The sequence below is a fragment of the Nostoc sp. 'Peltigera membranacea cyanobiont' 210A genome (assembly GCF_002246015.1).
GTDB lineage: Bacteria > Cyanobacteriota > Cyanobacteriia > Cyanobacteriales > Nostocaceae > Nostoc.
Window position 1 is genome coordinate 15120 of record NZ_NOLJ01000011.1, and the last position, 17091, is coordinate 32210.

At 41.2% G+C, this 17091-nt stretch carries 8 protein-coding genes and 1 pseudogene; 5 read left to right on the plus strand and 4 right to left on the minus strand.

Features of this window, described 5'->3' with window-relative positions:
* Positions 1 to 51: 51 nt before the first annotated feature.
* Positions 52 to 5656, plus strand: a pseudogene (locus tag CDG76_RS38710) (response regulator).
* Between the two features lie 217 nt (positions 5657 to 5873).
* The gene (locus tag CDG76_RS29040) at positions 5874 to 7943 is read left to right on the plus strand and encodes a prolyl oligopeptidase family serine peptidase (protein WP_094352321.1); all 2070 of its coding nucleotides are present in this window, start codon (positions 5874 to 5876) and stop codon (positions 7941 to 7943) included.
* 65 nt (positions 7944 to 8008) lie between these two features.
* Here CDG76_RS29040 and CDG76_RS29045 read toward each other — a convergent pair whose 3' ends face one another.
* Positions 8009 to 8818: a tetratricopeptide repeat protein gene (locus CDG76_RS29045; RefSeq protein ID WP_094352322.1), complete on the minus strand. Its 810-nt coding sequence runs from the start codon at positions 8816 to 8818 to the stop codon at positions 8009 to 8011.
* Between the two features lie 119 nt (positions 8819 to 8937).
* Here CDG76_RS29045 and CDG76_RS29050 point away from each other — a divergent pair, with 119 nt between their 5' ends.
* Complete coding sequence (locus CDG76_RS29050) at positions 8938 to 9414, plus strand: Uma2 family endonuclease (protein WP_094352323.1); 477 nt, start codon at positions 8938 to 8940, stop codon at positions 9412 to 9414.
* Positions 9415 to 9756: 342 nt separating this feature from the next.
* Here the strand turns inward: CDG76_RS29050 and CDG76_RS29055 are convergent, their stop codons facing one another.
* Positions 9757 to 10224 carry a hypothetical protein gene (locus tag CDG76_RS29055; RefSeq protein ID WP_223265442.1) on the minus strand — a complete coding sequence of 156 codons (468 nt, stop codon included), beginning with the start codon at positions 10222 to 10224 and terminating at the stop codon, positions 9757 to 9759.
* A gap of 412 nt (positions 10225 to 10636) precedes the next feature.
* On the opposite strand from CDG76_RS29055, the gene CDG76_RS29060 reads away from it, so the two are divergent.
* Together CDG76_RS29060 and CDG76_RS29065 are read left to right on the plus strand one after the other, a co-directional pair.
* Positions 10637 to 11884: an ISL3 family transposase gene (locus CDG76_RS29060; protein ID WP_442946355.1), complete on the plus strand. Its 1248-nt coding sequence runs from the start codon at positions 10637 to 10639 to the stop codon at positions 11882 to 11884.
* 177 nt (positions 11885 to 12061) lie between these two features.
* Entirely contained in the window at positions 12062 to 14878 is a 2817-nt protein-coding gene (locus tag CDG76_RS29065) for a M16 family metallopeptidase (protein ID WP_094352324.1), read from the plus strand.
* 552 nt (positions 14879 to 15430) lie between these two features.
* On the opposite strand, the gene CDG76_RS29070 is transcribed toward CDG76_RS29065, so the two are convergent.
* Positions 15431 to 16447, minus strand: a complete 1017-nt coding sequence (locus tag CDG76_RS29070) for a sulfate/molybdate ABC transporter ATP-binding protein (protein WP_094352325.1) — start codon at positions 16445 to 16447, stop codon at positions 15431 to 15433.
* Positions 16448 to 16541: 94 nt separating this feature from the next.
* Positions 16542 to 17048, minus strand: a complete 507-nt coding sequence (gene yidD / locus CDG76_RS29075; protein ID WP_094352511.1) for a membrane protein insertion efficiency factor YidD — start codon at positions 17046 to 17048, stop codon at positions 16542 to 16544.
* Positions 17049 to 17091 lie beyond the last annotated feature (43 nt).

Below are 17091 nucleotides of genomic sequence, written 5' to 3' on the forward strand. Positions count from 1 at the left end.
CAATGACCAATGACCAATGACCAATGACTAATGACTCTTGACTAAAAAACTATGCTGCCGGAACAACAACAGCGGATTTTGGGTTACTTTATCGAAGAAGCCAGGGATCACCTGAATACCATTGAGCAGGGCTTGCTGAATTTAGAGGGTACTCTAAACGACCCGGAAATGATCAGTGAGGTCTTCCGGGCGGCTCACTCCATCAAAGGAGGAGCGGCGATGCTTGGATTGACTAGCATCCAGCATACCTCCCACCGTCTGGAAGATTGTTTCAAAATTCTCAAAGATAATCCGGTTCAGATTGACCAAAAGTTAGAGTCTTTATTTCTTGGTGTCTCTGATACCCTAAAATCGCTGTTAGAGCATTTGAGTGGGCCTTATGGTCTTTCTGAAGATGCAGCTAATACTTTGATGTCAGAAACTGAGCCAGTCTTTCAATGGCTGTATCAGCATCTGGAACTACTTGTAGAACAAGCAAAGAGTGGAGTAGTCAACACTTCTGACGCAACAGAACTCACAACCTCTATAGAGAATGTCTCCACACTTACAGAAATTTTCATGCGGCGAGATATTCCCGATCTGGCAGAATACACCCATCAGGAATCTCCAGACTCGGTAGCACCCCAAGAGGCGCTAGACGCTCGCGGACTCGCTAACGCTGCGCTATCGTCAGTCACCGCTAAAGAAAATAATAACTGGAGCGAGTTTCAAGCCCAAGTGCTGCAAACACTGCGGGAAATGTTGCAATTATTTAAGCAAACTACAACACCTTCAACTCGGCAAAACCTCCAGCAATGCTGTCACCAGTTAGTCAAACTTGGTAAAACTTGGAATTTGCCCAAATGGTGTGGTTTGTGTCAAGCAGCAGCCAGTGCGATCGGCAATCCCGAAAATACTTATCTGAGTTTAGCTAAAATTGTCATTACCGAAATAAAACAAGCTCAAGAATTAGTTCTGCAAGGTAGAGAAGCCGAAATTGCAATTAGTCAGCAACTAGAAGCACTTTTAAGCTTTGCAGAAATTGAGTTATTAGAAATTACCCCTGATTTATTTGAAGAACAATCTCCGGTTTTGACAGAATCAGAGTCAATTCTATCTGGTGACACCAAGGCGTTAGCCCAGACAACTGAAGAACATAGCTACGCCAACGTCTCTGATGAACGCCCCTCCCTTCAGTTACAAGGAACACCACTAAATGAAAGTAGAAACACTAGTCTTACTTTCACCACACATGACGAAGCACATCCAATCAGTAACAATCTCGATCCCAATGGGCCAGAGGTAGGAATAGCTGAGTTAAATACCCTTGCCGATTTATTTGACGGTGAGACTCCCGAACTAGATGAAAGCTGGCATCAAGAAGAAACCTTAGATATTGTTACTACCGATGACTTTGGAATTGATTTGAGCAGCACTGAGGCTGAAGACGCTCATAACGATTTATCTGACTTACTCTCCTTTAATGAAGATATAAGCAATGCACTACACCCAACAACCACAGCTACAACAGAAGATTTATCCCTGTTATTTGGCGACCATTTCCTAGAAAAAGATAATTCAGAACCGCAAAATCAACAAATATCTGCTACGCCTTTAGAGTTGAGCGATATTAACGAATTTGATATAAATTTAGACTCATCTTCTTCCGAACTTTTACAAGAATTTATTGATATTTCTAGTGATACAAACCAGACTACTAGCGAGATTGTCCAAAATAGTGTAGTCGAAGATTTCTTGACACTGGAGTTAGATGATGATGAACTATTGCCAACAGGCGAAGTTACTCAACCAGAAACTGAGCCGTTCGCCAGTGTGGAACTATCTACCAACCAACAAAACAATTTTGATAACTTATTCTTAGAAAATAAAAATGCAAATTGGGTAGAAGAAATTACCCCTAGTGACTACATAGAATTACCCCAGCCAACAGACTTGTCTTTGGACAACCTGTTTGCTGAAATGGAAGAACAGCCACAACTATCGACAAGTGAACCAGAAATCAGTGATTTATTTGATACACCTCCAGTAACAGAACCTGAGTTTTCTCAATCAGAAAACGATCTGAGCAACTTCTGGAACCAGGAAACCACAGAGGAAAAGGACGAATTTGATTCCTTAATTGAGCAGAATGTGGAAAGGGCGTTAGATGAAAGTTTGTTTACTGCGGCGGCTGATGACATTTTTGCTGATAATCAGCAATCCATATCTTCTCCTATAGCCAGTTTTGATATAGAAGAAGATTTTGATATTAATTTCCAGCATCAAGAACCGCTAGATTTAATATCATCAGATTCTGGAGATAATTTATTTGATGAATTAACATCAAGTAGCTCAACTATTTCTCCTGTAATCAACGATACCTCCACGCCTGAGACGCTTTTGTTCGCACAGCATCCTGGAGAAGAAATTCTCAGACCGCAACAACCAGAATCTTTAGATTTTGTTCCAGAATTTGCTAATCAGACCCCGGAAATATCTGCTGTTGATCTGGAAGTTAATTTATTAGGCTCTTTCGATGAGAATCCGCAACTGCTGTTTGAAGATGTAGTTACAAATGAATTGACCTATATTCAGATGGAAACCACAGAAAATACTGTGGATGAGCTATCAGAAACTATCAGTTTTGGGGAAACTTCAGATTCAGCGCCACCCGAAGCACAGCCAAGTGAATTGTTCGGTTCTTTCGATGAAAATCCACAACTGCTGTTTGAAGATGTCGCTACAAATGAATTGACCTATATTCAGATGGACACCACAGAGAATACTGTGGATGAACTATCAGAAACTATCAGTTTTGAGGAAAATTCAGATTCAGCATNTATTCCAAGCACAGCTAGATGATTTGTTCGACTCCGAAGATGTCGCTACAAATGAATTGACCTATATTCAGATGGAAACCACAGAGAATACTGTGGATGAACTATCAGAAACTATCAGTTTTGGGGAAAATTCAGATTCAGCATCACCCGAAACACAGCCAAGTGAATTGTTCGGTTCTTTCGATGAGAATCCACAACTGCTGTTTGAAGATGTCGCTACAAATGAATTGACCTATATTCAGATGGACACCACAGAGAATACTGTGGATGAACTATCAGAAACTATCAGTTTTGAGGAAAATTCAGATTCAGCATCATTCCAAGCACAGTTAGATGATTTGTTCGACTCTGAGGATGTCGCTATAAATGAATTGACCTATATTCAGATGGAAACCACAGAGAATACTGTGGATGAACTATCAGAAACTATCAGTTTTGGGGAAAGTTCAGATTCAGCCCAGACAAGCCTAGAAGTTTTAGAAATAGAGGAAAATAATAATTTAGAAACTACCTTTGAATTAACAGAAAACACAGTTGTTGAAAATAATTTATTGTTTACAGAAACCACTGAAATAGTTTCTCAAGAAGATGAATTTGCAGACTTGGCAGCATTATTAGGAGAGGAAGTAGCACCCATCCCCAAAGCTAAGAAGATACCAGAAGTAGATTTTGCTGCCCTGGAAGACTTACTAAGCACAGATAACAACAGCGATGTCTATGACGGGCTACGTCAACGCCAGCCTTTCAACACTCAACCAGTCTCAGCTAAAAATACTATTCCATCACCAGTTATAAAAGATGAATTTGGTGACTTAGAAAAGTTGCTGGCAGAAGCAAATCAAACAATATCCCATTCTACTGTAGTAAAATCGAACACCAGCCAAGCTAACCGTCCCTCTACTCGTCGGGCTGCCAGATTTGAAGAAACGATGAAGGTTCCAGTTAAGCAACTGGACGATATGAGTAATTTAGTTGGGGAGTTGGTGGTAAATCGCAATACCTTAGAGCAGGATCATGAACGACTACGACAGTCATTAGATAACTTGCTGATTCAGGTACAACAACTCTCAGATGTAGGTGCAAGGATGCAGGAGTTGTACGAGCGATCGCTACTGGAAGCGTCTCTGTTAGCTGGACGCAAAAAGAAAGACCCCGGCGGCTTACAAGCTCCTGATTTTAATGCCGATCGGGGTTTTAGCGAACTAGAAATGGATCGTTTTACTCCCTTCCACACACTCTCACAGCAGATGATTGAACGTATTGTACGAGTGCGTGAGTCGGCTAGTGACATTGATTTTGTTACCGAAGAAACCGAACGAGTTGCCAGGCAGTTCCGCCAAGTAACCACCCAGCTACAAGAGGGATTAACTAGAGCGCGAATGGTGCCTTTTGCTCAAACTATCGATCGCTGGCGGCGAGGAGTGCGCGACAACGCCATTAAGTGTGGCAAACAAGTAGAGTTGGTGATCGAAGGTGGCGAGACCTTAATTGACAAGATGATTTTGGATCATCTTACCGATCCGCTGACTCATATGTTGAATAATGCGATCGCTCACGGTATTGAAACGCCAGAAGAGAGGCAAGCTGCTGGTAAACCATCTGTAGGAATCATTACTATCCGTGCCTTCCACCAAGGCAACCAAACGATCATTTCTGTAGGCGATGATGGCGCAGGTATCGATTCCGCCAGGGTTAAGGCTAAGGCGGTGAAAATTGGCATGATTACAGAAGCGCAGGCAAAAGCGATGTCTCGCCTGGAAGTCTACGATCTACTATTCCAGTCTGGTTTTACGATTAAAGACCAAGCCGATGAAATTTCTGGTCGTGGCGTCGGTATGGACGTGGTGCGCTCCGAGATTAGCGAAATTCGGGGAACAGTTAACACCGATTCTGCGATCGGCAAGGGAACCACCTTCACGATTCGTTTACCACTGACTCTGAGTATTTGTAAAGCTCTTTGCTGCGTCTCCGATCGCGCCAGGATCGCCTTCCCGATGGACGGCGTAGAAGATACGCTAGATATTCCAGTCAAAAATATTCAGCACGATGACAATGGGCAATCATTTATTTCCTGGCGCGATACAGTGCTACCATTCCGACCCCTGAAGGAACTTTTAACCTTCAATCGCCAAATCAGTCGCGGTAATGTCTATGGCGGCACCAGAGATGATGATATGGTTTCTGTGGTTGTGGTGCGATCGGCAAATACCATGATTGCTCTACAGATTGACTTGGTGTTAAGCGAACAAGAAATTGTAATTAAGCAATTTGAAGGGCCAGCACCTAAACCCATTGGTGTTGCTGGTGCTACAGTCTTGGGTGATGGTCGGATTATGCCCATTGCTGACGTGCTAGAAATAATTGACATCTTCCAGGGACGGATTTCTACACAAGCTGGTGGCAATTCTTGGCAACAAAAACTCACTCCCCCAGATACCTCTCCCGCGAAGATTGACCCGACAGTGCTGATTGTCGATGACTCAATCACAGTCCGAGAATTGCTATCCCTGACATTTAACAAAGCAGGTTATCGCGTAGAACAAGCGCGTGACGGTCAGGAAGCTTGGGATAAACTCCGCTCCGGTCTGCCTTGCGATATCGTATTTTGCGATATTGAAATGCCCCGTTGCGACGGTCTGGAATTACTCTCTCGCATCCAAAAAGACTCTAACCTTAACCACTTACCGATCGCAATGCTCACCTCGCGGGGTGCAGACAAGCACAGACAAATTGCCGCTCAACTCGGTGCTAGTGGCTACTTTACCAAGCCCTATCTCGAAGAAGCTCTACTTGAAGCTGCGGCGCGGATGCTGAAAGGAGAAAAACTCGTTAACTAAATCAACCAAAAGACTTCGATTTGAGGGAAAAGTGTACACGCTTCTACCTCGATTAAAACTGATACTATTTTTTAGTAGTACAATTGTTCTATAAGCAAAAATAGCACGTATTGCCCCGTCAGAAGCCGGGGCTTTCTTTTTGAGACCAATTAGAGTGTATACCCCAAGTCTTGGGTCTATCTTTGTAGTATGTAAAGAAGCACTTTGACCTAAGACTATGCCTTCTTCTGAAAAATCTCTCACTTACCCAACCAGCCATAAGAGCAATCAAGCTGATAATTACCACGGTACTTTAGTCGCAGATCCTTACCGTTGGTTAGAAGATCCTGACTCCGAAGAAACAAGAACTTGGATTGAGGCACAAAATCAAATTACTTTTGGCTACCTGAGTGAAATTCCTGCTAGGGAAAAAATTAAACAGCGCCTCACCAAACTTTGGGATTATGAAAAATACGGTATTCCTTTTAAAGAAGGCGAACGTTACTTTTATTTCAAAAATGACGGACTGCAAAATCAAAGTGTGCTTTACACCTTGAAAACTCTCGACGACCAACCCCAAGTTTTACTAGATCCCAATAAACTCTCAGAAGATGGCACTGTTGCTCTTTCGGGATTGTCGATTAGCGAGGATGGTAAACTTTTAGCTTATGGTCTATCCTCCTCTGGTTCTGATTGGCAAGAGTGGAAAGTACGCGATGTTGAAACTGGTGAAGACCTCCAAGACCACCTCAAGTGGATTAAATTCTCTGGAGCATCTTGGACACACGATCATCAAGGTTTTTTCTACAGTCGCTACGATGAACCAAATGAAAAAACTCAATTAGAAGATGTCAACTATTATCAAAAGCTCTACTATCATCAACTAGGGAAATCTCAATCAGAAGACGTACTAATTTATCATCGTCCTGACCAAAAAGAATGGGGTTTTAGTGGTGGTGTTACTGAAGATGGACGCTATCTAATAATTTCAATTTGGCTAGGTACTGACTCTAAAAATTTGGTTTTTTCCAAAGATTTAACTAACCCTAATGCGGAAGTCGTAGAACTAATTAATCAATTTGAGGCAGATTATAGCTTTATCGACAATGATGATAGCGTCTTTTATTTTCGCACAGATTTAAATGCACCACGGGGAAGAGTTATTGCGATTGACACGAAAAACCCTGCACCAGTAAATTGGCGAGAAATTATTCCCCAATCTGCGGAAACTTTGGAAAGTGTCGGTATACTTAATAATCAGTTCGTTGCTGATTACCTCAAAGATGCTCACAGCCAAATAAAAATTTTTGACCTCAAAGGTGCGTTTATTCGAGAGGTAGAACTACCCGGACTCGGTTCAGCCGGAGGTTTTGGTGGTAAGCGTTATGATACTGAAACTTTTTATAGTTTTACCAGCTTTACTATACCAGGCACTATTTATCGCTACGACATAGTGACAGGAAAAAGTGAGCTTTTCCGTCAACCACAGGTAGATTTTAATCCTGATGATTACGAGACAAAACAAGTCTTTTATCACAGCAAAGATGGTACTAGAATACCAATGTTTATTACCCACAAAAAGGGCATTAAATTAGATGGAAATAACCCTACTTATCTCTATGCCTATGGCGGTTTTAATGCTTCAATGACACCTAGCTTTTCTGTGAGTTTGTTGGTGTGGATGGAGATGGGTGGTATCTATGTTATGCCCAATATCCGCGGCGGTGGAGAATATGGCGAAGAATGGCATCAAGCAGGAATAAAGGATCAAAAGCAGAATGTATTTGATGACTTTATTGGTGCTGCTGAGTGGTTGATTGCTAACAAGTATACTAAAACTGAGAAACTAGCGATCGCAGGTGGTAGTAACGGCGGTTTATTAGTGGGTGCTTGTATAACGCAACGTCCCGATTTGTTTGGTGCAGCTTTACCGGCAGTCGGCGTTATGGATATGTTGCGATTCCACAAATTTACCATCGGTTGGGCTTGGACTTCCGAATATGGTTCTGCGGATAATCCAGAAGAGTTTCCGGCGCTGTATGCTTATTCGCCATTACACAACATCAAACCAGATACAGCTTACCCAGCAACCTTAATTACCACAGCCGATCATGACGATCGCGTTGTCCCTGCTCATAGTTTCAAATTTGCCGCCGCTTTGCAAGAGGCTCACACTGGTGATGCGCCAACGCTAATTAGAATTGAGACTAAAGCCGGACATGGTGCGGGTAAACCCACGGCTAAAATTATCGAGGAAGCCGCAGATAAATGGGCTTTTTTGGTACGTGCTTTGAATGTTGAAGTTTAGCAACTTTGTAGGGTGGGCATTGCCCACTCTAGGAGGCTAAACTAACTAAAAAGTTTTCCCCGACATCAGTAGTTACAACTTACAAGCGCTGTCATTACCCTTGCAATAGCCGCGCGATCGCTATCCTCTCTAGACTCAAATAATCTTTCTGCTTGGTGCAGATGCGTAACTGCTTCCTTTCGATGTATACATCTATTCAGATAGTACAACGAAATTCCTAAGTCTTGATGAATGTCTGGATCGTTAGGATGATGCTCTAACTGTTGCCGCAAAAGCTCTACTTGATTTTCTAGGTATTGCCAAGAAGATTGCCCAGGTTCTCGGTTTGCCATAATTTTCATATCAAGCGTTGAAGTAGGTGCTTCCGATTTGTTAGCAAAATAGGGGATATCTAAAAACTGTGCAATCGTTTTGGCAATACTTACAGCACTCTCATAGCTACCATCAGACTTTAGATAAAAGCGCCAGTAGATTGATGCCAAAATTAATCTCGGATAAAAAGCCATTCCTCCTTCAGAACCACTGACATCTTCTACTTCAATACCTGAAATAATATGACACGGAAACTCAACAGATTTTGTGTGTAAAATTTCAAATCGATTTTGTCTTTCCCAGAGAATAGAATTTTTGGGTTTATCAAAGGTATAAGTAGTAATTTCTGTATCTTTAATTATTATATATAGACTGATTGCAACCATTACACATCCACTTACTACGGCGATGATTCCAGGATAATCAGCACGCTGGAGTACCAACCCCAATAAACAAAGGAAAAGACCAAATGGAATCAAAGTTATACTAATGAGTAATATACCCCAAAGCGATTTTTGGAAACGCAAAAGGAGCCGATGCTGATTTTGTTCAATAATTTTCATAAATTAATTGAGATAGTAAGGCTGGGTTTCATTCCACTCTCTTATCTGCAATCAGAGGGTGAGTCTCAATATTAATAGATGAGTTAAAATTAAATCATCACTCTAGGCAGATATTAACTATGAGATGGGAAGAAGTTTGCGAACACAAACAATTACAAGATTTACCCTTCAAAATTGAATTAAATAAATGGGGTCAAATCGTTATGAGTCCAGTCAAAATTAAACATTCTTTTTATCAAGGAAGAATCCAACGTTTATTAGAATCTTGCTTGAATACAGGAGAAGTAATGCCAGAATGTGCTATCAACACATCAGACGGTGTGAAAGTTGCTGATGTTGTCTGGTGTTCAGAAGAAAGATTTTCTCAAATTGAAGATGAAGTATCAGCTTCTATTGCACCAGAAATTTGTGTAGAAGTCAAATCAAGTGGTAACACTTTGGAAGAAATGGAATTTAAAAGAAATTTATATTTAGAAGCTCAAGCTTTGGAGGTGTGGTTATGTAATGAACAAGGTCAAATAAAATTCTATAATGAGCAAGGGGAATTAGAGCAATCTTTGTTAGTTCCTAAGTTTCCTAAGCAAATTAAACGGTAATTATAGAGAATATGGGAGAGAGCGTAGTTTACCGCCGTAGGCATCGCCTAAATTACTTATTTTTATAATATATCTTAAAAGTATTGATAATCTTTAATTAAAGATTGAATAAAAATAAACTTTATCTATTTCATAAATAATGCGATATCAACCTTGACAAAGGGTTAAACGATAATGGTGAAGGTAAATAATTGTTTGCCTTCACCCTCAATACGGTTCGTTTAAGGTTTTTTGATGAAAATTCTAGATCGTTAAAGATGCGATAAATCACTGTTTATACAAAGAACTGATTATTGTAGAGACGGCGATTCATCGCGTCTTGTCTTAACCGAACTTGTGTAGTTAAAACGCGACAGCTTGGGCTGTACCAGTCAAATGGATTGTCGTATAAGTTTGTCTTTGCCCCTGGTTGAATTTAGGAATCACAGAAAAGAGATTTGTTGTTGTGATTCCCTTAGTTTCTACTGCGGCTGAGTTGCTTTTTCCAAGGTTTACACGGGGTAAGATCAAAGTAAATATGGTATTGCCAGTATCTACTGTCTTACGGATAGTTACAGTTACTAGTGTACCAATTTCTGTTTCTACACTACGGATCTGCTCAGTACCTTGGAAGTTTAATGTCTGTTGCTTATCTTTATAGGTAAAAAGGGGCTTGCCAATAAAGCTTGTCGTTGAGTAACTAATGCTGACGTTCTTACCTTGAAACTGGTATAAATTTGGTACTACTTCTGAGGCATTAGCTGATAATACAGGTATTGCTGTTAACAGCATACCTAATGTAAACGATCCAATTAAGTTTCTTGTTTGCATATCTAAAAAAGTTTTTGCTAGTTTGACCGAGATACTTACCCGAATGGGATGACAACAGGTATCAAACCAATTTTAAAAGTAGATATTACTACAATCGTGTAAAATGGAACACATTGCAATGCTTGTTAATCTATTTGCAATAATTTCTAATATTCTGTAAAAATTTTATCTGTGACCTGATAACCCTTGGGTAGTTTTAACAAATGTACCCAGATATGGTATAGGCAAAAAGTAGTGCAGCAATAAGTTTAGGTTCTTCAGTACTTACTATGCTAAATTATTAGCTGCGAAGGTTAAAAAGTATAAAGAATTGCATAAAATATTTAGTAAAACTTTTGACATAATTGACTTAGGACGCAGATTCATTATTAACTGTAAGTACTAGAAAAGTATTTTTTGTCTATTTACAGTTATGAACAGGAAACAAAATATTAAAATACTAACAGAGCTTCTAGATTTAAAAGATGTGAAAGTTATATCACATCGCCTTCATGTCGGGATAGGAATGATTTTACAAATAGAATCAATAAAATCATACAGTACTTGTCCTCGCTGTGGTACAAAAAGCCATAGATTACATCAAAATCATCGATACATTGTTAAAGATTTACCTTTCGGTGAGAAACCAGTATTTTTAGAAATAAATAGAAGACAATTCAAATGCGAAGAATGTAAAAAACCCTTTAGTGAGAATTTAGATTTCGTGAGCCAGAAAAGAACTTATACAAAACGGCTGGCACACAAGATAATACAAGAGGTAGTAGAAAACGATATCCACAGTGTAGCTGATCAAGGGATAGTGACAACAGAAGAAATAGAAAGAATGTTAAAAGACGCTTCGCTTGAATTATCTGATGACAAACCTTCTCTGATAAAAAGACTTGGAATCGATGAGATAGCTCTGGTTAAGGGCAAGGGTAATTACTGCGCCGTACTAATAGATTTAGATACATCTAAGCTAGTAACTATTTTAAATGGGCGCACGCAAGAAGTAGTGAAGGAAACCCTTTTAGAATGGGGATATGAGGTCTTAGAACAAATTGAGGAAGTGAGTATAGATTTGTGGGTTGGTTATAAAAACGTTGTCACAGAATTAATGCCCAATGCTCAAGTAGTAGCAGATAGATTTCATGTAATGACACAGATTAATAAAGAATTAGATACACAGAGAAAACGAGAGAAACGGAGTCTAGAAGAATTAATTAAAAAAGCGCAATTATCAGCACAAAAAGCTGAATATGAAAAACTTTTATCGGGATTAAAAAATAGTAAGTACGTTTTACTTAAAAATGAGTCAGACTTAAATGAAGAGCAAATAAATAAACTTTCTGAAGTCAAGAATGTATCTCCTGTCTTAAAAGAAATGCATGAATTAAAAGAAAAATTTAGAAAGATTTTTAATAAGACAGATAATTGGTATCCGGGAGTTTTTAAACTCGGTATGTGGTTATCGAAAGCTAAAAAATATTTTCCCAAGAGTAACAATACTATTATCCGTTGGTTTGATGAGATAATTGCTTACTTTGATAATGGGACAAGTAGTGGTGCTGTGGAAGGTATTAATAACAAGATCAAGTTGATTAAACGTTCCGGTTATGGATTTAGAAACTTTGACAATTTCCGAGTTAGATGCTTATTGAATTGGCATTTTAACTATTAGTTAAGCATACTATGTACTGAAGAACCTAAGTTTATATATCATCTCCTGCCACATTTCTTTTGAGGGGATTTGATTGCATTTTTGTCTTATCCCTCCATAACTAGCAACTTGAGTTAGATTTAGATTTTGAAATACCCTTTGGGGTTTTATTTTAAAATTGGAAATTTTGTATTGCTTATGAAACGGCGACCATACATGATTCTAGGATTTTTCCTCAGCCTTCTTTTAACTATCGTGCCAATGCCTGGCAATTTCACTAATGCTGCAACACCAACAGCCGTTGCACCTGTATCTACTGTCTCATTTACCCAAGGAGTGCAAAAAACGGTATTAGACAACGGCTTAACGGTACTAACCAAAGAAGTTCATACTGCTCCTGTGGTGAGTGTGCAAGTTTGGTATAAAGTTGGCTCACGCAACGAGGTTAAGGGAGAGAATGGTATTTCTCACCAGCTAGAACATTTGATGTTCAAAGGCACAAATGACCGTCCTGTACAGTTTGGACGGTTGTTTAGTGCTTTGGGTAGCCAGTTTAATGCTTTTACTAGTTATGACGAAACAGCTTATTTTGGCACAGTGCAGCGAGACAAATTGGAAGCACTGCTAACACTGGAAGCCGATCGCATGGAAAACTCCTTAATTGGGCCTGAACAACTCACCAGTGAAAAGCGGGTGGTGATCTCCGAGTTACAGGGATACGAAAATTCACCAAGCTATCGTCTGAGTCGGGCAGTGATGAGGGCTGCTTTCCCTAATCGAGCCTATGGCTTATCGGTGGGAGGCACAAAAGCCGATGTAGAGAAATTCACGGTGGAGCAGGTACGGAATTATTACCAAACCTACTACAGCCCAGAAAATGCCACGTTGGTGATTACCGGAGATTTTGCCACAAAACCCGCACTCAAAGTTGTCCAAGAAACTTTTGGTAAGTTATCGCAACGAGCAAAAAAGGACACGGCACTCCCTAATTCCAGGAGAGCAATTGATAATTCCTCGCCATCTTCTTCCATTGCTGACGCTTCCCCGTCTACCCCTGTTGCGAAAAAAGCACCGATTGTCCTCAAGCAACCTGGAAGTACAGCACTATTGCAAGTGGTGTATCCTCTGCCAGATATCAAACATCCTGATGTTCCAGCAATTGATTTGATGGATGCCATTCTTACAGGTGGACGTAGTTCTCGGCTTTATCAGGCTTTGGTGGAATCTGGACTCGCTAGTTCAGTGAGTGGTGGTGCTGCCGAACTCATCGAACCGGGTTGGTATGAAATTGATGCTACAGCGGCTCCCGGTCAAGAGTTGGGGAAAATTGCCCAGGTACTCCAGGAATCTTTAGTAAAATTGCAAGAGCAGCCTGTCACCTCAGAAGAGTTGAAGCGGGCGAAGACGCAACTGCAAGCCTCGTATATTTTGGGTAATCAAGATATTACTAGTCAGGCTAATCAACTGGGATATAATCAAACGATCGCAGGGGATTATCGTTTTATTGAAAGGTATCTGGCTGCGATCGCGAAAGTGACTCCTGCTCAAGTCCAAAAAGCAGCGAAAACTTATCTCAATCCGGCTCAACAAACCATCGGCTTCTTTGAGCCGACTCAACCAGATGGTAAACCAGGGACTTCTAACGCTGGTTCTGGACGCACGGTGGAAAATTTCAGCCCTGGTAAGCCTGTAGATCCAGCAGAACTAGCAAAATATTTGCCACCTGCTACATCAGAGACAGATTCTAATAAACAATCGCTACCAGAAGAGTTTACCTTAAAGAATGGTTTGAAGGTTTTGCTGTTGAGCGCTCGCAATCTTCCCACTATTAACCTGAGTGGACAAATTGACGCTGGTACTGAATTTGACGGCAATCAAAAAGCTGGATTAGCGAATCTAACTGCAAGCAACTTAATGAATGGGACGCAGACTAAAAATGCTCTGACCCTAGCAAAAACCTTAGAAGACCTGGGAGCCGGTTTGAGCTTCAGTGCTAGCCGTGAGGGAGTTAACGTCAGCGGTGAGGGACTTTCTGTAAATCTGCCAATATTGATTCAAACTCTAGCAGATGTGTTAGAAAACGCTACTTTCCCCGCCGATCAGTTAGAACTGAGCCGCCAAAGGGCACTGACAAGTCTGAAAGTCCAGCTAGATGACCCTAGAGGTTTGGGAAGGCAAGTCTTTCAGCAGGCAATTTACCCTGAAAATCATCCATTCCATAGCTTTCCCACAGCCGAGAGTTTAAAGACTATTACTCGTGATGATTTGCTTGCTTTCTACCAGACACACTACCGACCAGATGCCACGACGATCGCTTTAGTTGGAGACTTTGATTCAGTTAAGGTAAAAGCTTTGCTAAATGAAGTATTTGGTAAATGGCAAGCTACAGGTAAGCTACCTGTTCTCAAAATACCAACCGTACCATTTCCGAAAACTTTGACACAACTAAATAAAGTAATTCCCGGTAAAGCTGAGGCTGTCACATACATCGGCTACAACGGCATCTCTCGGAAAGATCCACGTTATTATGCGGCACTAGTGCTAAATCAAATTTTGGGTGGTGATACCTTAGCCAGCCGCCTGGGTACAGAAGTGCGCGATCGCCAAGGTTTAACCTACGGTATATATAGTGCTTTTGCCGCCGGAATCAATCCTGGGCCGTTCTTGATTCAAATGCAAACTGCTCCTGGTGATGCCCAAAAAGCGATCGCCAGTACTCTCGCTCTACTAAAACAGTTACGCGAGCAAGGAGTAACTGAGGCTGAATTCAATACAGCAAAACGCTCAATTACCAATAGCTACCCCGTGGATTTAGCTAATCCCAGTAGTGTATCAAGCATCATTTTGGATAATTCTGTCTTGGGGCTTTCACGGTCAGAAATCCGAGAGTTTCCCCAGCGGATTCAAGCAGTCACTATGGCTAATATGCAACAGGCAATTGAAGATTTAATTAAGCCAGAAAATCTGGTGATTGTCACCGCCGGGCCTGAAGATAGTGTAACCAAGGGTAGCTAATTATTTCAGATAAATAACAATCCTATCTGATTGGTAAAAATCGCAATAACAAGATCCCCGACTTCTCTAAGAAGTCGGGGATCTCATTGTTTACGAATGATTTAGGATGGCTAATATAGCGGTTCTCAGTTGAGTGAGGTACAAGAACCCCACCCCCAACCCCCTCCCCGCTTGCGGGGAGGGGACTATGATGTACCTCATGTGATTAGCAATACCTTCGCCAATTTACGAGGGTGAGTTGATATGTTAACTCGCTTGTCTCTTGGGTTAGGCAAAAACAATAAGTCCTAAAAATTCCTTCAAGGTTTCCCGCAAGCTTTTTTTACGTATTACCTNCACGGGTATTGGGTTTGACCCTCCAAGCTCGTTTGTCAGCTAAACGCCCATGTATCAGTATTTTTGCCATTTTTGCCAAAATTTTTGTAGGCTCTTATTTTGGCAAAGGTATTGATTAGTAAACGCTATATCACCTCCTGCCTCCTGCCTCCTGCCTCCTGCCTCCTGCCTCCTGCCTCGTACCTTCTGCCTCCTGCCTCCTGCCTCCTGCCTCATTCAAATTGAATAAGACACTGGGAAGGACTTTGCATCCTTTGGCTTCACATACACTCGCTGTAGAGGTTCTAACTCTAAATCATTAAAGCGATCGCGTGTTAAATGCGCCATCACTACTTGCCCGTCATCGAAAGTTAATTCCACCTGAATTTCCCAACCTAAATGTACCAATCGGCTCACTGTGGCAGGTGTAGTAGCACCGTTAGCAACCTTTTCAAAAATCACATCTTGTGGACGTAAAAATACTTGTGGGTGTGGCGCATCAAAGCCGCTACTTTTAAAAATCTTCGAGGTACTAGGTAATATGTTTACTGGGCCAATGAAGCTCATTACAAATGCAGTGGCGGGATCATCGTAAATTTCAGATGGTGTCCCTACTTGTTCCACACGTCCTTTATTCATGACCACAACCTCATCAGAAACTTCCATTGCTTCCTCTTGGTCGTGGGTAACGAAAACTGTGGTAACATGAACCTCATCATGGAGGCGGCGTAACCATGCCCGCAAGTCTTTACGAACTTTAGCATCAAGTGCGCCAAAGGGTTCATCTAGAAGTAATACGTCAGGTTCTACTGCCAGTGCCCTTGCTAAAGCTACTCGTTGTCTTTGACCGCCAGAAAGTTGTGATGGATAGCGATCGCCTAATCCAGTCAATTGCACCAATTCGAGTAACTGTTCTACCCGCCCCTTAATTTTCTTTGGTTGTGCCTTACGAATTTCTAAGCCAAAGGCAATATTTTGCTTAACAGTCAGATGCTTGAATAGGGCATAGTGCTGAAATACAAAGCCAATATTTCGTTGTTGCACACTTTGGTATGTAGCGTCCTTACCGGTAAGCAGGATTTTGCCGCTATCTGGCATTTCTAAACCTGAAATTAACCGTAGTAGCGTAGATTTACCCGATCCCGATGGCCCGAGTAATGCAACTAGCGAACCACTCTTAATTTCCAGGCTGACCTGATCAACTGCCTTGAAACTACCAAATTGTTTGGATACGTTCTCAACTACTATGCCCACTGCTGCTGTACCTCTGCAACTAAATCTACAGATCCTTGGTAGGATTACTGTGTCTTACATATACCATACATCGTTATTTATAGATGAACAAGATTTAGCTACCGCAACTGCCGCAATCGAGGAAGCTACAATCAGCGCCACTGCAATCTAGGGAACTGCAATCAGCAGCACCACAATCTAGGGAACCACAATCAGGAATCACGGTAGCCATTTCAGCACAATTGCAGCCCAAATCGGCACAATCAAAACAGTTGGTATTCTCACTACTAATAAACGAGGATTTTTGAGTAACTTTACCAGATGGTTGTCGTTGCTGCGTGTCTGCTTCCTCCTCTATGGATTCTTCTGAGTTTTCGCTATGCATTCGCAAAATTTGGTTGGCTTGCTTGCAAGCTTGAAATCGTTCACGGGAATTAAAAAAAGCTGCTTTTAACCCTTCCTTGGCAACTACCTGCTTGATGTATTGAGAGCAAGATTCGCCGCCATATAGTATTCTGTGGGCACAAGCAAAACCTTTGTGCGGAGAAATATGTTTTTGATATCCAGTAATTGCACCAGTACTAACTTGTCTAGTAAAAGAATCGAATAAGGAAATCTGCATATTCAGGACTGGGGACTGGGTACTGATGATTAGGTAGGCGATA